Source organism: Pseudarthrobacter sp. PH31-O2, assembly GCF_030063265.1.
In the GTDB taxonomy this organism is placed as follows: Bacteria; Actinomycetota; Actinomycetes; order Actinomycetales; family Micrococcaceae; genus Arthrobacter.
Genome location: NZ_JASIST010000005.1, coordinates 224,648 through 242,112 on the forward strand (window position 1 = coordinate 224,648; position 17,465 = coordinate 242,112).

A 17,465-nucleotide genomic window follows, 5' to 3' on the forward strand; every position below is an offset into this window, starting at 1 on the left:
GCCTTCTTTTTCATGGATCTCCCTTGTTTTATCCAATAAATGGAATAACCATGCTTGACACTGTCTGGCAGCCTGCTCCTTGTCAACCCCGGCGAGGGGGTTTTACCGGGGATGTTGTACATCTTCAGGTTTCTTGAGGGGAACGGTCGGCCCGGCTGGGATGCCAGGGGCCGGTCCGGGTGAAATGCTGAAACCGGACCGTCCGGCCGGGCCGCCGACGGCCGGACCGCCGGAAAATGCCTGCCGTGGAAGATTCCCCTGCCGCATCGGCAGGGGGACAATGACCCCATGACCCCCGAGCCACTTACTTCGCAGCCACTTTCTACGCAGCCACCCCCGGCGAACACGCCGCCGGCCGGGACCCTCACCCGGGAGCGGCTGCGCGCGTGGGCCTGGCACAAGCAGGGACTGGACGGCTCGTTGACCGGCTGTACCGCGGAGCAGGTGTTCGCCCGGGCCGGATGGGCCCGCTCCGTGGGTGGCGCCAACCCCTACCTCGCACTCTTTGCCCGGGCTGGAATCCGCCGCGAACAGGCGGACGCCGATGTCCTGGCGCGCCGGATCCTGGAACTCCCGGCTGCGCGCGGCTGCACCTACGTTATGGGCCGGGACGACTTTGCGTGGGCGCTGCGGCTCGGCCGGGATGCGGCCGACTCCGCGGTCAAGGTGCTCGGCAGGCTCGGCGTGGACCGCGGCGAAATCACACTGCTGGAGGAGCAGGTGCTCCATACCCTGGCCGAGGCAGCAGCCCCGATGGACCCCCGGCAGCTCAAGGAGGAGTTGGGCGATTCGGTGCGGAACCTCGGCGAGGAAGGCAAAAAGAAGGGCGCCGCCACCACGCTGCCCACAGCCCTGGGAATCCTGCAGTCGCAGGGGCGGATTCGCCGGGTTCCGGCCAACGGACGACTGGACCAGCAGCGCTACGCCTATGACCTGTGGAATTTGCCGCCGGGCCAGATCGACGATGACGAAGCCCGCACCGAACTGATCCGTCGCTACCTCGGCTGGACCGGAGGGGCCACGTTCAAGCAGTCACAATGGTTCACGGCTTTTACAGTGGCCCAGAGCAAGGCGGCGCTTGCGGCAGCGGGCGCGGCGGAAGTAGCCACTGCCGCCGGCGAGGCGCTGTGGATGCTGCCCGCGGACGTCGGGCGTCTCGCGGCCTTCGAGGAGCCAGCCGGCGAGCAGATCCAGCTGCTCGCCGGAACCGACTCACTGACGCTCTTGCGGCGCAACGCGGCGGAAATGCTGGCCGAGGAGGACCGGCACCTGATAACAAGGGGTTCGCTTGCCCTTCAGGCGGACCTTCCGGATCACCCGATTTTCGACCGAGGCCGGATCATCGGACTCTGGCAGTACGATCCCGGGAAGGAACGGATCGTGCCGTGGCTGTTCCACCGGCCTACGGCTGCCGTGATCCGGCGGATCGCCGAAGTTCAGGAGTGGATCCGTGCGGACTTGGGCGACTTTCGCGCCTTCAGCCTCGACTCGCCGGCCACCCGGCAAAAGCGCATCGACGGCCTGGCGGCAGCCGCAACCGGCTCCAGCTAGTGTGCGGAAGCGGTGAAGAGGACCCGGCCGGGCTTAGCTGCCGCGGTGCCCGGCAAAAAAATCCCGCAGCAGCGCCGCACTTTCGGACTCCCTTATCCCGCCATACACTTCCACCCAGTGGTTGAGCCGGCGCTCGCGGAGGATGTCGAAGACGGAGCCGGCGGCCCCGGCCTTCTCGTCCCACGCTCCGAATACCACGCGCGGAATCCGGGCCAACACCACGGCCCCGGCACACATGGCGCAAGGCTCCAGGGTCACCACCAGGGTGCAGTCCGCCAAACGCCAGCCGTCCCCGCCGTTCCGGCCCCGCGAATCAGGCTCCTGCAGCCGCGCGGCAGCCGCCCGGATGGCTACCATCTCGGCGTGCGCCGTCGGGTCCCCGAGGGCCTCGCGTTCATTGCGGCCGCGGCCGAGCACCGTACCGTCCGGACCGATGACAACGGCGCCGATCGGTACGTCCGCAGTGGCCAGTGCGGCACGAGCGTCCTCAAGGGCCAGGCCCATCCAATCGGCATGGCGGGGGTGCGGGGAAGTCATGGCTCAATGATAGTTTCGACAGTAAGCAAGCTGTGCAGCCCGGCTGCCCGGCACGACATTCGGGAGAAACCGTGAAGACCGGGACAGAGCGCTGGTTGACCCGCCGTTGGGGTAAATGGGTGGTGCCCTACGCGGCGCTGTGGGCCACGATGCTGATCGGCGGTGTGGTGGTGCTGGTCCTGGCCCTGCTAAGCGCCGAGGTCTACGACAACGTGGTGGACGACGCCGGCCTGGCCAACCTGGACAAGCCCACCCTCGGGATGATGGAACAGTTGCGCAGTCCCGCCCTCGACTCGTTCGTCACGGGATTCACCAATATCGGCGGCGGGATCGGGATGCCCATCCTGGCCAGCCTGCTTACGGCGGCGCTCATCTGGGCCAGCCGGACCTGGCGGCCGCTGATCCTGATCGGAGGCGCCGCCGCGGTCTCTGTGACGGCAACCGCCATCGGCAAGAAACTGATCGGCCGGACCCGCCCGGACCACACCGACGCCGTGCCGCCTTATGAGTCATCGCCGTCGTTCCCCAGCGGCCACACGCTCAATACCACTGTGGTGATCGGCCTGGTGGTGTACCTCGCATGCCTGCAGATCACACGCACCATCGCCCGGGTGGGCCTGATAGCGGCCGGCGCGGTCTTCATCTTCGCGATGGGAATGAGCCGGGTCTATCTGGGCCACCACTGGATGACCGATGTAATCTTCGGCTGGATTCTGGGCCTGGCATGGGTCGGGATAGTGATCCTGGCCCACCGGCTCTTCCACGTCCTGCGGCACCGCGAACAGGCCGGTCCAGCCCCGACGTTTGACAACGAGGTCCACCTTAACGCCGACGCCACCGGCGGCAGCACTGCGGGTGAGGAGCGCGACGCCGGCGCCCCCGGTCCCACGGGCAGGACCCCATCCGCCGGGTGATAGTTTTGACCCATGCGCACTTTCGTTGTGGACCACCCGCTGGTCGCCCATAAACTCACCGTTCTGCGGGACAAAAACACCCCGTCCCCGGTCTTCCGCCAGCTCACCGAGGAGCTCGTCACGCTCCTGGCGTATGAGGCCACCCGCGATGTCCGCACCCAACCGGTGACCATCGAGACGCCGGTCAGCACCACAGTTGGCACCGCCTTCACCAAACCGACTCCGTTGGTTGTCCCCATCCTGCGAGCCGGCCTCGGCATGCTCGAGGGCATGACCAAGCTGGTCCCCACCGCTGAGGTCGGTTTCCTGGGCATGGCCCGCGACGAAGAAACCCTGGACATCATCACGTACGCCGAGCGCCTCCCCGAGGACCTCACGGACCGGCAGATCTTCGTCCTGGACCCCATGCTTGCCACCGGCGGGACGTTGCGCGAGGCCATCAAGTTCCTCTTCAAACGCGGCGCCTCCGATGTCACCTGCATCTGCCTGCTGGCCGCGCCGGAAGGCCTGGCGAAGCTGGAAGAAGAGCTGGCTGACGCCAACGTCACGATCGTGCTTGCTTCGATCGACGAGAAGCTCAACGAGAAGTCCTATATCGTCCCGGGTCTGGGCGACGCCGGCGACCGTCTCTACGGTGTGGCCGGCTGAGCCAGCGCCCGGCAGCAACACCGGCGCGGCGGACCTTCCCACCAGTGGGGGCCCGGCCTGCCGGGAAACTCAACACGGGACTGGCCTGAGCCCATGGACTGGAAACTCGAACTCATTTTAATTCCCGTATCCGATGCCGGGCTCGGGCTGCTCGATCGCGTTCGGTGAGGGCCCCAGCGATGCACCGCCGGGTACGGCACCGACCCTGCAACTCGTGGTCAGCGACATTCAGGCCGCCCACAAGCAGCTCAAGGACAACGGCGTGGACGGCAGCGGCGTCGATGTCCAGGACTGGGGACATTTCCTCTACTTTGCCGATCCCGACGGCAACAAGTGGGCGGTGCAACAGCTCACGGCACGGTCAACCGGCTCCGGACAGCCAAGGGATCCGGAACATCCGGTTGGTACGCGGCAAGATGGGACGATGACTTCAGTTACCGGCACCGCGCTTCCGACCGCCTTCACCGTCCGGGCGGTGCTTTTTGACATGGACGGGACTCTCGTTGATTCCACCGCAGCGGTGGAACAGGTCTGGGGGGAGTTTGCTGCCCGCTATGGTCTGGACCTTGCCGAGATCCTGCGCACCTCCCATGGCGTTCAGGCAGCGGACACGGTGCGGCGCTTCGCGCCGGCGGGAGCCGACGTCGCGGCCCTCACCGCGGAACTGGGTGCCATGGAACGCGCCAGGACTGCCGGCATCGTGGCATTGCCGGGCGCTGCCGGGTTGCTGCGCCTGCTGCCGGCGGACGCCGTCGCCCTGGTGACATCGGCGGACCGGCTGCTGGCAGACATTCGGATGGCCGCCGCCGGTCTTGCCTTGCCCGCCACCGCCGTGACAGCAGATCTCGTCGGCCGCGGTAAGCCACACCCGGAAGGCTACCTGCGCGCGGCCGAACTGCTCGGAGTGGACCCGGCGGACGCCGTGGTTTTCGAGGACGCGCCGGCCGGCATCGCCGCCGGCCTGGCTGCCGGGATGCGGACGGTGGCGGTAGGCCCGAACCCCGGCGAACTGCCCGACGGCGTTCTGCGCATCGCCGATTACTCAGCCGTCTTGTGCGAGGTCGGGGTCGACGACGCCGGCCGCAGCATCATCTCTTTCCGGCTGTGAAACCGTGGCCCCGTTTCGAAGGGCCGGTGCCTCCGCCGCAGCTCAGTACCAGTTGTTCGCGTAGTGGAAGTTCAGCGCCCCGCACGGTGAGCCGTAGCGTTCCTGGACGTAGTTCAGTCCCCAGTTGATCTGCGTCCGGTAATTCGTGAGGTAGTCGGCGCCTGCGCTGGCCATCTTCTCGGCCGGGAGGGACTGAACCACGCCGTAGGCGCCGCTGCTCGGGTTGGTGGCAGTAGTCTTCCAGTCAGACTCCTTGGTCCAGAGTTTGACCAGGCACTGCATCTGGCCGGCGTCCCAGCCGTGGGCACCCAGTTGGCTGGCCGCATAAGCCTGCGCTCCGGCGGGATCGTCAACGGCAACAGGAACCGGCGCGGGCTCCGGCGCCGGTGCGGCGGCGGGGGCCGGTAACTCGGCAGGCTTAACCTCGGCGACCGGGGCCGGGGCATCGGCCGGCGGGCTAACGGTCTGGTTCGCCACCAGGACGCGTTCAAAGTCGAGGTGCTGCAGCGGATCCGCGCTGACTGCCGATTTTGTGGCGCTGCTGGCGCTGCTGGCGTTGCGGGTGGCTGTCTCCGACGCCTGGCCGGCGGCGCCGGCTCCCACGAGCACTGCACACGCCGCTGCGACAACTGCCGCCCGGCGGCCGGTGGAGCCCAGGCCGGTGGTGAACCGGGACAGGGCCGACGCCGGTTTGGCGGGCTCGGCGCGGTGTCGCGACGGCTTGGAGCGCCTCTTTACATCGCCCTCAGGGCGTGTTTGTACCGTGAATTCAGTCATGGTCGCCTCTCAACGCCTGCGGAGTTAGCTGTCGGGTTCGGATGAGGTCACCCGGCCGCACGGAATCTCACGTGACGGCTTCACCCCAAGGGCGCAATGTGCAGAAATGCCCGGGAACTCTGGGTCCCCCGCCTCTGCCTAATCCAGCGGAATCCGGGAGGCGGCAGAGTTTGGCGTGCATCCGGATATGCGGTCCGAGTGATGACCGCACGCTAAAAACGGTACAGGACCGGAACGCCAATGTCACATTTCGATAACAGGAGCGGCGGGTTCGGCGCGGCGGATTGCTTCGCGGATTAGCTGGAGCGGCGGGGTGTCCGGTCCTCGGCCGGAGCGTCCGGCAGCCGAACGGTGAACTCGGTCCGGCCCGGCACCGACGTTACGCTGACAGTGCCGCCATGGGCTTCCACAATCGACTGCACAATTGACAATCCCAGCCCGCTGGTGCCCTCAGACGACGCGGCAGTTCGGGCCGGGCCGGCAGCCGCGGCGGCGAGGGGTGAGTCCGCACCCGGTGCGGACGGCAGCCGGTGTGCGCGCAGCGGCACGAGCGGGCGAGGCCGGCCGGACACCGGCGTTGTACCGGTTGCAGGATTCCTGCGCGACGCATCCGCGCGCGTAAACCTCGAAAAGACCCGGTCCACGAACTCCGGGGCGATCCCGGGGCCGTTGTCCGTTACGGTCATCACGGCGGTGCCGTCGGGAGCCCGCTGCACAGCTGTCACCACGGTGGTGCCGGTTCCAGTGTGCTTGCGTGCGTTGGAGAGCAGGTTGGCCAGAACCTGGTGGAGCTGGGTCGTGTCGCCGCGGACCACCACCGGCTCCGCCGGGAGCTCCAAGTGCCATACCCGGTCCGGTGCCATCACTTTTTCGTCGCTCACCGTCTCGATGGCCAGCTGGGTGAGGTCCACGTCGCTGAGGCGGAGCGGCCGGCCCTCGTCCAGCCGGGCAAGCAGGAGCAGATCCTCCACCAGGGTGGTCATCCGCTCGGACTGGCTCTGCACCCGGGCCAGGGACTTCTCGCCGTCTGGGGTGAAGTGTTCGGTCATCCGCATCAGATCGGTGTACCCGCGGATCGCCGTCAGGGGTGTGCGCAGCTCGTGCGAGGCGTCTGCGACAAACTGGCGGACCTTCATTTCGCTCTTCTGCCGGGCTTCGAGTGCGCTGGACACATTGTCCAGCATCAGGTTCAGGGCGTGGCCAACACTGCCCACCTCGGTGCCGGGATGTGCTGCGGATGCGGGCACCCGCATGGCAAGTCCGACTTCTCCGGCGTCGAGGGGAAGGCGGGACACTTTCGTGGCCACCTCGGAGAGCTGATCGAGCGGCTTCATGGTGCGGCGAATCAACGCCGTGCCGGCGAGGCCAATGACAACAAGGCCGCCCGCAGAGACAAGCACCATAGTCCAAACCAAAGAGGCCAGCGTGTTCAATTTCTCGGCGAGCGGCAGCCCGGTCACGATCACGCCGCCGTCCGGGGCCGTGAAAGCTACCAGCCGATAGGCCCCGGCGGAAAGAGACCGGTTGACCGGCTCGCTGCTCGCAGGGAGCGACAGGAGAGCTGCGTTGTCCTCCCTGGTCAGGGACTTTCGGGTGGCGTCTTCGGCGAGGAAACCGGCGCCGCGTACCGAGCCGGCCACGATCCTGGCGTTAAGGGTCCCGATTCCCTGGCCCCGGGCCTCAAGGGGGTCGGCGCGGCCGCCGGTGCGGCCAAACTCGCGGGCACGGTCCGCGGCTTGCTCGAGTTGTGTGTCGAGCTGCCTGGTCAGGAAGGAATCCATCGAGGCGTAACTGACTAGGCCGACAGCACCGCAGATCGCCACCAGAAGGGCCATGGCAACCAGAACAAGCCGGGTGCGCAGGTGCCAGCTGGAAGGGGTGTGCCACACGGGTCCGGCGGGGCCGGCCCTGCCGGAACGGACAGGCACGATTCAGTCCGCCGGCTTCAGGACATAGCCGGCGCCGCGGACCGTGTGGATCATCGGCGGGTGGACGGCGTCGACCTTCTTGCGGAGGTAGGAGATGTAGAGCTCCACGATGTTGGCCTGCCCGCCAAAGTCGTAGTCCCAGACACGGTCCAGGATTTGGGCTTTGCTGACGACCCGTTTCGGGTTCTCCATGAGGTAGCGCAGCAGCTCGAACTGGGTGGCCGTGAGGTGGAGCTCGTCACCTGCGCGCCGCACTTCCCGTGTGTCGATGTTCAAGACAAGGTCCCCGACGACGAGTTCGGCCGTATCCATTGCTGCCACCCCGGACCGCTGGACCAGCCGGTGCAGGCGGAGCAACACTTCCTCCATGCTGAACGGCTTAGTCACGTAGTCGTCGCCGCCGGCAGCCAGCCCGGTGATGCGGTCCTGGACGTCGTCCTTTGCCGTCAGGAACAATGCCGGTACCTCCGGCGCGAAGGCCCGGATCCTGCCGAGGAGCTCGACGCCGTCGAACCCGGGCAGCATCACGTCGAGCACCAGGACGTCGGGCCGGAATTCCCGGGCGAGCTTCATGGCCTCCGGTCCGTCGGCGGCGACAGCCACCGACCAGCCCGCCATTCGCAGGCCCATGCTCATCAGCTCGGAGAGGCTCGGTTCATCGTCCACTACCAGGGCGCGGATGGGGGAGCCGTCCGGATGGCTCAGCTGCGGGAGGTTGTTGGTCATGGAGTGCGAGGTGGCCATGGGACAACTCTCCGATCTGCCGGTTAGCTACGCCTTTGGTGATCCTGTGCGGCACCTGTGAATCCCACCCTAGCGAGCTGGAGAGGAGACTGCCCACGGCAGCGTCCTGCTGATGCGGTCGCCAAGATAAGCCGCTGGGCGGTCGCCAAGCTGCGTGATCCCGGGTCCGGGCGCTTCCCGGCAGCAGGATGACCACCAGGTGGGACGGCAGCCCCGCGTGGAGTGGCGGCCCAGTAGTCACTCAACTCGCCAGCAAAGAATTATGCATGCTCGTTGTCTCGATTTGCCGAATAGGATTCGCAAAAGGCGGCATTTGCTTGCTGATCGTAAAATCTGTTGCTCGACTCGCCCTCTTGGCCGAAGCGTGATCCGCACCACATTGTGAATATTCGTCTCAGAATGTGGAATCCAGGAGCCTTTGTTACTTGCAAGTTTTCATTGTTACGTTGCACACTTCAATTGTGAACAAGAACTCAACAGCACCTGCAGCCGCAGTTTCCTGGATCAGCGCACCCGCTGACGCAGGGAAGCGCTGTTGTCGAATGCACGCCTAACCTTTACACCCCAAAGGTTTCTAGGCATTCGCCCCAGCCCAGTGTCGGGCGCCCCTCCCCAGTATTCATTGCGGGGAAAAGTAGCATTCGAGCCGCGATGACGGCCATTCACATTGAGGTAAGCAATCCATGTCAGTTGCATCCGGATACGTCCACATCTCCGTCCGTAACGCCGGCAAAGCCGGCCAGACCTCCGGTATTCGCCAAGGCTTCGGCGACAGGGCATCCTTCGCGCCCGCCGGCTCCGGAAACAGCTTCCCCACTCCGGGTTTTGCACCCCAGGGCTACAACCCCAACTCCTATGGACAGCTCCGGGCTGTTCCGCCGGCACCGGCCACTGCGCCGACGCCCGTGATTGCCCCTGCCGGCGGCAGCCCCCTCCGCCCCGTCCCGGTTGACAACGTCGCCCGGGGTTTTGTGCTCTACATGGGTATCGATGAGGAGACAGCAGCGGCTGCCGGCACCTCCATTGCCAAGCTGGCCCAGGAAATCCGGGCCTACGCCCAGTCGCTGGTATCCGGTGCCGAAAGCTACGCCGCCGTCGCCGTCGCACCGGCCAGCGCGCCGGGCTCCGCCCTCGACGTCGTCCGTTCCACCTTCGGCGACCCCACAGTGGGCTCCCGCCAGCGGTCCGAGAGCGCCCGCCTGCAGCAGCCGCAGGATCCCCGCCCGTCCGGTGTGCTGATCGACCTTGCCCGCCGTGAAGTGGCACTCGACGGCGAATCCCTGAACCTTACGTTCAAGGAGTTCGAGCTGCTCAACTACCTCGTTGAGAACGGCACCCGTACCGTAGGCCGTGATGAATTGCTGGAGGGCCTGTGGCGCAATGCCGAAGAAGTGCCCAACGAGCGGACCATCGACGTCCACATCCGCCGCCTGCGCTCCAAGCTCGGCCGCCTCGCCAACACGGTGCGGACGGTCCGCGGCCAGGGTTACCGGTTCTATGAGCACCCGGAAGTTGTGGTCTGGGCCGCACCGGAGTACTCGATCTAGCGTTGGGCCCACACGCCCCACGCGAAAGCGTCCGTCCTTTGAACCGGGGCGGGCGCTTTTGCGTTTCCGGATTGCGCGGACCGGGTGATACCCCGCACTAGGATTGATCCATGAGCGCGCATCACATCAAACGGCTGGTGATCATGCGCCATGCCAAGGCGGATTGGCCCGGCGGCGTAGCGGACCATGACCGGCCGCTGGAAGAGCGCGGTCACCGTGATGCTCCGCAGGCCGGTAAGTGGCTGCTGAAACATGGTGTGGTCCCGGACTTTATTCTTTGCTCCAGCGCCCTGCGCACGCGGCAGACCTGCACTTGGGTTTGCAGCGAATTAGGCGACAAGGCACCGACGCCGAAACTTGAGCACGGACTTTACGCCGCCTCGGCGTCGCGGATGCTGACAGTCATCAACCACGTCCCGGATACCGTTACCACCCTGATGGTGATCTCGCACATGCCCGGAGTGCAGGACCTCGCGATGCACCTCGCGTCCCGGGACTCGAGCCACGATGCCTATATGGATGCCGCCACGCGATACCCCACCAGTGCGCTGACCGTTATGGAGACGGAGAAGTCCTGGGCCGAACTGGACGGCCAGGACGCGAGGCTCACGCACTTTAAGGTTCCCAGGGCTACATAATCCCCGGCCGACGTCGTCTCAGCGGTCCGGCAGCCTGGAAACAGGCCCGAACTGCCGGCCGGATCGATGCCGGCGCAGCCCATCAGCGGTGTGTGCTTCAGCTCGACGGGTTCCTCTGCGCCTGCGTCCCTGCTAGTGTCTGCCTCATCCACTCTGAAGGAGTTCCTGATGGCACGGAAAGTACGCACTGCCGATCAGAAGATCTCCCGGCTGAGGGCATACAACATCGTGGCCGGCTCCCTGCATCTGGTGCAGGCCCTCGGCTTCGCCTACGTACTGACCCTGCTGGGCAGCCAGGTCACCTTCGCGGTCACGGCCGACTACCTCAGCGGTCCTCCAGGTGTTCCGCTGCCGCCTGAGCGGGTAACTTTGTTCGATGTGAACGTGGGTCTGGGAGTAGTGGCGTTCCTGGCGTTGTCTGCCGTGTTCCATTTCCTCATCTCATCGCCGTGGTTCTTTCCCCGCTACGCGGCCGGCTTGAAGGCGAATCACAACTACTTCCGCTGGGTCGAGTACTCGCTAAGTTCGTCGATCATGATCTGGCTGATCGCCCAGATTACCGGCATCACGGATATCGCGGCGCTGTTCTCGATCTTCGCCGTCAACGCGGCGATGATTATGTTCGGGGCCCTGCAGGAAAAGTACGAAACACCCGGCAACGGAAGGTTCCTGCCGTTTGTCTTTGGCTCGATCGCGGGCGTGGTGCCGTGGATCGTGATCATCATTTACTTCTTGGCTCCGGGCTCCACCACGGAGGCCTCCCCGCCGGCCTTTGTCTACGGGATCATCATTTCGCTGTTCCTGTTCTTCAACACGTTCGCAATAAACCAGCTGCTGCAGTACCGGCAGGTCGGCGGCTGGCGGGACTATCTGCGCGGCGAGCGGGCCTACATTACGCTGAGCCTTGTCGCCAAGACCGCGCTGGCCTGGCAGGTTTTTTCGGGCGCGATTATCCCGGCACTCACCTAGCCGAGCGGCCGAGGGAACGCCCGGCGGGCCACCAGCGGGCGGCGGTCACTTCCGGATACCGGGAAATCCACCGGCCATTGCCGCAACAGGTGAAATGTGTTTCACTGTTCGTGGAGGGGAGTATCCCCTGGATGTTTCGTCGTCAGCCCGGCCGCCCCTGAGCGGCCCGGCGGAGCAGGCCCCCTTTGGGCCGGGAAAGACCTCCGGTTGGTTAGAGCTGACTGGAAGCGGGTATCCCCATGAATGTTCCCTTTTGGGCTTGGCTGGCTGTGCTTGGCGGCATCGTCCTGATGCTTGCGGTCGACCTGTTTGCCCACCGCCGCGCACACGTGATCCGTGTCCGGGAAGCGGCCCTATGGTCCGCGGTCTGGGTTGTTGTCGGGGTTGGTTTCGGCGCCCTGATCTGGCAGATTTACGGCCAGGAGTTTGGCCAGCAATACTTCGCCGGCTACCTGATCGAGAAATCCCTCGCCGTCGATAACGTGTTCATCTGGGCAATTATCTTCACGTACTTCGCGGTACCCCGCGAATACCAGCACCGGGTCCTGTTCTTCGGGGTCCTCGGCGCGCTGGTCTTCCGTGGCGTTTTCATCGCCGCGGGCGCGGTAATCATCGCCAGTGCCGAATGGGTGCTGTACCTCTTTGCAGCGTTCCTGCTCATCACCGGCTACCGGATGATCCGCCACCGCAACGACGTGCTTGACCCGGAAAAGTCCCGGGCACTGAAACTTTTCCGCCGGCGTGTGCCCATGACGGACGACTTCCACGGCCAGCGCTTCCTGATCCGCAAGGACGGCGTCCTGCTGGCCACCCCGCTGCTCGCGGTGCTGGCCCTCATTGAGGTCACCGACATCATTTTCGCCGTGGACTCCATCCCCGCGATCTTCGCCGTCACCGACGAAGTGTTCCTGGTCTTCACCGCCAACGCGTTCGCCATCCTGGGCCTGCGGGCAATGTACTTCCTACTCTCTGACATGATCCACCGCTTCATCTACCTCAAAATCGGACTCGCGCTCGTCCTGATCTGGGTAGGCATCAAAATGTTCCTTAAGATCGACCTCTACTACATCCCCACACCGCTGTCTCTGGCCGTCATCGCCACTATCCTGGCGGTGTCCATCGGAATCAGCCTCTGGGCCACCCGGGGCCAAGAACGCACGGTTCCCGAGGCGCCGGCATCCTCCCCGTTCGGAACCGCCTCGGCTGCGGAGATCGCCGAGCTGGAACCACTGTGGGGACGCGCGCGCCAGCGCACGGAAGCAACAACCACGGCCACCGCCGATGCCCCCGGCAACGGTGACACCGGCGGTTCCGCGGACGCGCCGGGTCCGGGTCCGGGTGAACGCAGATGAGCGGACACGAACTATTGCTTATGCCGCATCCGCAATCCGATCCCGCCAGCGCACACGTCAGCCAGGAGCAACCATGACCGTTCCGCCCAGCAGACCAGTCACGATCCTGAATCAAATGATCCGCGCCGAGCCGGCCGCATCCCCACGCCCGGCCTGGACCTTCCTCACGAACCACGGACATGTCCTTTTGGCCGTGGCGACGGATCCGCGGCTGCGGGTCACTGACATCGCCGAACGAGTCGGCATAACGCCACGTGCAGCCCTGCAGATCCTCAAGGACCTGGAAACCGGAGGGTACCTGCACCGCACCCGCGTCGGACGGCGCACCCAGTACGCCATCGAACCCCATCAGCACTTCCGCCACCCCACCACCGCGGCCCGGGAAATCGACGGACTCATCGAGCTATTCTCCGAACCGTGAGCCGCGACCCGGGCCAAGCCATCCCACAATTCTTCCGGACGGGATGGTCACGAGCCGGGCAGACGATCCCGCCGGGCATGCCCGGCGGCCGGCGCTGAGCCGGGGTATGCCCGCCCGGGGGCCGGCGCTGAGCCGGGGTATGCCCGGCGGGGGGCCGGCGCACCGAAGTTCAGCGGCGCGTCGACGACCGTGCCGGGGTGCGTTCCACTGATTTGGCGGGGCCTTTGGCAACGGACTTTGTGCCGGTGGTTCGCCCGGCGGACGGGGCCGGACGCCTGGCTCCCGGGGCTGCAGGCCGCGGGGCAGGAGCGCGTGCCGGCGGCGCTGCGGACCGTGGTGCCGGCCGCTGGCTGGCAGTCCGGGAGGGTGCGCGGCGGCCGGCCGGGGCTTTGGAAGCGGTGCCCCGCGCGGCCGTCGGACGGCGGCCGGGAACGGAACCGCGGGGCCGCGGTTGCCTGCCCCGCCCCGGGAGGACGGTTCCGGCAACCAGCAGCAGCAGGGTAGCTGCGCCGGCCGCGGCGGCGAGGTAGAAGTACAGGTCCGGGTGGTCCGAATCCACCGGAGCCGACATCGCATCCGGATCAGCGTTGAAGGCCAATCCCCACTGTCGCAGGAACGCTATGCCGAAGGCGATAAACAGCATGCTCCCGATCCCGCTGGCTGCCAGCGTCCGGTGCCGCCGGCGGATGACCACCTCGGAAACGCAGGCCACATAGGCTGCCCCGGCGGCCGCCAGGAACCACAGGAACACCGTTTCGTGGAGTGTGATGCCAGCCAACGCCAGAAGCGCCAGGGCGGCGAGGAACGCACCGATGGCAAACTTGCCGCTGTTACTCATGTGGCCCATGTGAATCATCATCCCCGAGCGGGGCTACTTTGCAACGTAGCCGCGCATGGAGGTCATAATGGCGCCGACGCTTTGCTCGCGGGTCCGCTCCGGGTTGTAGGCCTGCCGGTCCAGGCCAACTACGAAGCAGGCCCCCAGGATGGCGGTCTCCAGGCTGCCGCGGGACACGGCAGGATCCACCGGGTAGACGGCCGCCACCGCATCGATCGCCGCTCCGACTACTTCCAGCAGCCGTCCGCGGAGCTCGGCGAACGTCTCCTGCCATTCACTTGGGGTACGCCAGTTCTCGCTGACCCACAGCCTCGCGAAGGAGGGGTATTCAGCCATAAAGTCCATGGCCCGGCCGATCATAACGTCCATTTGTTCCAACGGATCCCCGGATTCATCCCGAACGCTGAGCAGCCCGGTCAGCAGGATGTCCACGCCGTAGCGGAGCAACTGGGCAATCAGATCGGACTTGCTGCCGAAGTTGTAGTACACGGTTCCTTTGGAAACGCCGGCCGCCGCAGCAATCTCATCCACCGTGACGCCGGCGGCCCCGCGTTCACCGATCAGCTCCATCGAGGCCTCGAACAGCTTCTGCTTGGTGGCGTTGGTCCGTCCGGGGCGGAGCTTCTTGTCGCCGGACTCCACTTCGCTCATACTGTGATCTCCGGTTTCAGGGTCTTGAGGGTCCAGAACTTGTGCTTGTGAACGGCCAGCGTGGACAGCGCCGCCCCCAGCACGGTGTAACCAAGCAGGCCCGCCGCCGTGGGCACGATCATTGACAGGTCGGCGCCGTAGATCAGGTGCCGCATTCCGGACACCACGTATCCCATTGGCAGGACCTCGTGGACAACGTGCAGCGGCGGGGGAGTGGTCTGCCAGGGGAAAGTTCCGCCGGAGGAGACCAGCTGCAGGACCAGAAGGACAAGAACCACAAATTTCCCCGGAGTTCCCAGCAGTGCCACCACACCCTGGATGATGGCGGTGAAGGCCATCGCGGCAGCCAGCATAAACAACCACATCAGGACGGGGTGAACGGGGTTGAGGCCCAGCGCTACGTCGACCACGAGGGTGAGCAGGCTTGCCTGGACCACCGCGACGGCCAGGAAGGGCAGCCAGCCGCCTACGGCGATCTTCCACGACGGGGCGTTGGATGCCAGCGCCCGCTGCGTGATCGGCCGCATTGCCTGGACCAGCATAAATATCCCGATCCATAGTGCCAGCGTCAGGAAGAACGGGGCCAGGCCCGCACCATAGGAAGCGGCCTTGGCCTGCGAGACGTTGCTGACCGCCACTGGGTCAGCGATCACCTTGGACAGGCTGCTTTTTTGGGAGTCGTTGGGGTTCGGGACCTGGCCGGCACCCTTGGCGAGTTCGGCGGCGAGGGTGCCCGCGCCGTCGGCTGCCGTCGCCGTTCCACTTTCCAGCTGCGCGGCACCGTCGTCGAGTGTTTGCGCACCTCCGGAGAGTTTTGCGGCACCGTCCAGGGCGCTTTGCTCACCGGCGGCGAGGCCGGACGCGCCGGCGGCCAGCTGGTCCGCGCCGGTGGATGACTGGCTAATGGCGCTGCCGAGGGCCGGGGTTGCTTCCGCAAGCCGGGACGCTCCTGCGCTGACAGCCGCTGAGCCGTCCGCCAGCTGCTGGATCTGCCCTGCGGCTGACTTGAGCGCGGCCGCAGGTCCCGGGGAGGCCGGCGGGGCGGCATTTGCGTCGAAGTCCGCGAGGATGAGACCGGCCTGGGCCGGGGTGATGCTGCCGGCCGCGACGAGCCGGTCATTGGACGCGAGGACGCGGCCGCGCTGGGCCTGGGCGGTCGCCTGCTCGGTGGCTGCCAGCTGCCCTGCGAGTCCCTGTACCTTCGTGTTCAGCGCCGCGTTTCCGGCGGCGATCTGCGCGGCGCCGTCGGCCAGGGTCCGGGAATCGGCAGGCAAGGTGGCGGTTTTGTCCTTGAGCTGGGACAGTCCGCTGCTGAGCTGGTCCGCCCCGGTGTTGAGGGCGGTGGCCCCGTCCCGGAGTTTGAGCTGGCCGGCGTAGAGCTCGGCGGCGCCGCTCTTGAGATCGCCGGTGCCCTGGTGGAGGGCGAACGCCCCCTCGCGGAGCTTGGCGACTCCGCCGGCGAGTTGCCCGGCGCCGTCGGACGCCTTGACCATCTGGGTGTGGATGGTGCCAAAGCCGGTCAGCAGTTCGTTGGCCGTTTCCTCGCCCACCTCCTTGGCCACCGTTGAGTGCACGGCGGTGGTCAGCTTGTCCACAACGGTGCTGAGCACATAGCTGTTGGCATCGTTGGTGGTGACATTCAGCATCGCCTGGTTTGCGGCGTCAAAGCTGCCCGGCGAGACGAGATTGGCCGAGAAGTCCCTGGGAATCTTGAGCGCGAACGAGTACTTGCCGCTGTTCACGCCCTGGTCTGCTTCTTCGGCAGTGGCTACGGTCTGCCAGTTGAAGACGTGGGCCTCGACCAGGCTGTCTGCGACCGTCTTTCCGGTTTCCAGCCGGGTTCCGTCGCTGGCGGCCGCCCCCGTGTCCTCGACCACCAGGGCGGCGTCGATCTGGTCCAGGTTCCCGTAGGGATCCCAGTTGGCGTAGAGATACACCGCGCCATAGAGCAACGGCACCAGGGTCAGGGCAAGGATGGTCAGCTTCGGCAGGAGTCCGCCGGTCATACGCTTGAGTTCGGAGCGGGCCAGCCGCAGAACAGTCACTGTGAGTCCTCGGTTTCGAGCAGGATTGATGGGTGGTCCCGGTGCTTTCCGGGAGGGATGTCCATTTTCCGAGTGTCGGACGTGCCGGACGTGCCGGACGTGTCGGCGTCAGCGGGTGCCACCGCCGCCGGTGCAGCTGCGGGCGCAGCCTCAACGGCGTTCCCAATGGCGGCGAAGGGTCCGGTCCAGCCGACCGGAAGCGCTGCGACCGTCGCGACGACGGCGAGCGGCCGTCCGCCGTCGTACGCCAGTTCCTGCAGCCGGGGCAGCCAGTCGCCGGAATCCGCGCTGTGCCGGTCCGGGGAGTCGATGACCAGGAGATCCGTGCGGGGATTCGCCAAGGCCAGTGCGGTGAGCAGTTCGACGCGCCGCCGGGCCGGAATCTCCTCGGTCCACAGATCGGCAATGTCCTCGAAGCGGTTGACCTTGAGCCAGGGTTTGCTGAGCAGCGCTCCGCGATAACGCCGGGGGACAAGCGCCAGGTCCTCGGTGACCAGATCGCCCACGCTGAGATGCTGTTCGGGCTCGTTGACACCCGGGGAGTCCACCAGGGAGCTGGCCAGGCGGAGGCGCTTGATCTTGGGGTTGCCGTCCCAGCTGATCACTCCGCCGGAGGGCCTCATCCGGCCGCTGAGTGTGAGCGCGAGTGCGGTCCGCTGGTCCTGGCCGTCGCCTTCCACCAGAAGCAGCTCCCCGGGGAGCACCTCAAGGGAGGTGGGCGGAAGCAGGTCATTCCGGCGGCCGTTCACCTGGAGGTGTTGCGCGGAGAGCATATAAGCCTTTCGGGTCGGGTCTCC

Annotated in this window: 17 protein-coding genes, 1 pseudogene and 1 riboswitch; of the genes and pseudogenes, 10 read left to right on the top strand and 8 right to left on the bottom strand. The window is 66.2% G+C overall.

Features of this window, described 5'->3' with window-relative positions; all coding sequences use genetic code 11:
- The first annotated feature begins 288 nt into the window (after positions 1-288).
- Complete coding sequence (locus QMG72_RS10180) at positions 289-1,551, top strand: DNA glycosylase AlkZ-like family protein (RefSeq protein ID WP_226773686.1); 1,263 nt, start codon at positions 289-291, stop codon at positions 1,549-1,551.
- A gap of 33 nt (positions 1,552-1,584) precedes the next feature.
- Here the strand turns inward: QMG72_RS10180 and QMG72_RS10185 are convergent, their stop codons facing one another.
- On the bottom strand, positions 1,585-2,088 hold the full coding sequence (locus tag QMG72_RS10185; protein ID WP_226773685.1) for a nucleoside deaminase: 504 nt from the start codon (positions 2,086-2,088) through the stop codon (positions 1,585-1,587).
- A gap of 71 nt (positions 2,089-2,159) precedes the next feature.
- Between QMG72_RS10185 and QMG72_RS10190 the strand changes: the two genes are divergently transcribed.
- The 4 genes and pseudogenes from QMG72_RS10190 (at position 2,160) to QMG72_RS10200 (ending at position 4,758) form a co-directional block, all read left to right on the top strand.
- Entirely contained in the window at positions 2,160-3,002 is an 843-nt protein-coding gene (locus QMG72_RS10190; RefSeq protein ID WP_396021225.1) for a phosphatase PAP2 family protein, read from the top strand.
- A gap of 12 nt (positions 3,003-3,014) precedes the next feature.
- A complete protein-coding gene (gene upp, locus QMG72_RS10195; RefSeq protein WP_226773684.1) occupies positions 3,015-3,650 on the top strand; it encodes a uracil phosphoribosyltransferase in 636 nt (211 codons plus the stop codon).
- Between the two features lie 93 nt (positions 3,651-3,743).
- A pseudogene (locus QMG72_RS17770) lies at positions 3,744-4,020 on the top strand (VOC family protein); the annotation flags it as partial.
- Between the two features lie 54 nt (positions 4,021-4,074).
- Positions 4,075-4,758 carry an HAD-IA family hydrolase gene (locus tag QMG72_RS10200; protein WP_226773703.1) on the top strand — a complete coding sequence of 228 codons (684 nt, stop codon included), beginning with the start codon at positions 4,075-4,077 and terminating at the stop codon, positions 4,756-4,758.
- Positions 4,759-4,800: 42 nt separating this feature from the next.
- Here QMG72_RS10200 and QMG72_RS10205 read toward each other — a convergent pair whose 3' ends face one another.
- The 3 genes from QMG72_RS10205 to QMG72_RS10215 all read right to left on the bottom strand — a co-directional run bounded on the left by QMG72_RS10205 (position 4,801) and on the right by QMG72_RS10215 (position 8,207).
- Positions 4,801-5,535, bottom strand: coding sequence for an aggregation-promoting factor C-terminal-like domain-containing protein (locus QMG72_RS10205; protein ID WP_283480404.1), 735 nt, complete (start codon positions 5,533-5,535; stop codon positions 4,801-4,803).
- A riboswitch (cyclic di-AMP (ydaO/yuaA leader) is annotated at positions 5,534-5,694 on the bottom strand. It overlaps the preceding gene by 2 nt.
- Before the next feature lie 137 nt (positions 5,695-5,831).
- The gene (locus QMG72_RS10210) at positions 5,832-7,463 is read right to left on the bottom strand and encodes a sensor histidine kinase (RefSeq protein ID WP_283480405.1); all 1,632 of its coding nucleotides are present in this window, start codon (positions 7,461-7,463) and stop codon (positions 5,832-5,834) included.
- Between the two features lie 3 nt (positions 7,464-7,466).
- Positions 7,467-8,207, bottom strand: coding sequence for a response regulator transcription factor (locus QMG72_RS10215; protein WP_283480406.1), 741 nt, complete (start codon positions 8,205-8,207; stop codon positions 7,467-7,469).
- Positions 8,208-8,890: 683 nt separating this feature from the next.
- Here QMG72_RS10215 and QMG72_RS10220 point away from each other — a divergent pair.
- The 5 genes from QMG72_RS10220 to QMG72_RS10240 all read left to right on the top strand — a co-directional run bounded on the left by QMG72_RS10220 (position 8,891) and on the right by QMG72_RS10240 (position 13,134).
- Positions 8,891-9,754, top strand: coding sequence for a winged helix-turn-helix domain-containing protein (locus QMG72_RS10220; RefSeq protein WP_226773680.1), 864 nt, complete (start codon positions 8,891-8,893; stop codon positions 9,752-9,754).
- Between the two features lie 110 nt (positions 9,755-9,864).
- Positions 9,865-10,392, top strand: a complete 528-nt coding sequence (locus QMG72_RS10225; RefSeq protein ID WP_226773679.1) for a SixA phosphatase family protein — start codon at positions 9,865-9,867, stop codon at positions 10,390-10,392.
- 168 nt (positions 10,393-10,560) lie between these two features.
- A complete protein-coding gene (gene heR, locus QMG72_RS10230; protein WP_226773678.1) occupies positions 10,561-11,361 on the top strand; it encodes a heliorhodopsin HeR in 801 nt (266 codons plus the stop codon).
- 239 nt (positions 11,362-11,600) lie between these two features.
- Entirely contained in the window at positions 11,601-12,713 is a 1,113-nt protein-coding gene (locus QMG72_RS10235; protein ID WP_282468075.1) for a TerC family protein, read from the top strand.
- 73 nt (positions 12,714-12,786) lie between these two features.
- Complete coding sequence (locus QMG72_RS10240) at positions 12,787-13,134, top strand: winged helix-turn-helix domain-containing protein (protein ID WP_396021224.1); 348 nt, start codon at positions 12,787-12,789, stop codon at positions 13,132-13,134.
- A gap of 169 nt (positions 13,135-13,303) precedes the next feature.
- Here the strand turns inward: QMG72_RS10240 and QMG72_RS10245 are convergent, their stop codons facing one another.
- From QMG72_RS10245 to QMG72_RS10260, 4 genes are read right to left on the bottom strand one after another with little or no spacing between them, the layout of a single operon-like run.
- Entirely contained in the window at positions 13,304-13,972 is a 669-nt protein-coding gene (locus tag QMG72_RS10245; protein WP_226773676.1) for a hypothetical protein, read from the bottom strand.
- Between the two features lie 33 nt (positions 13,973-14,005).
- Entirely contained in the window at positions 14,006-14,623 is a 618-nt protein-coding gene (locus tag QMG72_RS10250; RefSeq protein WP_226773675.1) for a TetR/AcrR family transcriptional regulator, read from the bottom strand.
- Positions 14,620-16,668, bottom strand: coding sequence for a YhgE/Pip domain-containing protein (locus tag QMG72_RS10255; RefSeq protein ID WP_226773674.1), 2,049 nt, complete (start codon positions 16,666-16,668; stop codon positions 14,620-14,622). Before QMG72_RS10255 ends, QMG72_RS10250 begins: the two co-directional genes overlap by 4 nt.
- Positions 16,665-17,441: an ATP-binding cassette domain-containing protein gene (locus QMG72_RS10260; RefSeq protein ID WP_226773673.1), complete on the bottom strand. Its 777-nt coding sequence runs from the start codon at positions 17,439-17,441 to the stop codon at positions 16,665-16,667. Before QMG72_RS10260 ends, QMG72_RS10255 begins: the two co-directional genes overlap by 4 nt.
- Positions 17,442-17,465: the final 24 nt, after the last annotated feature.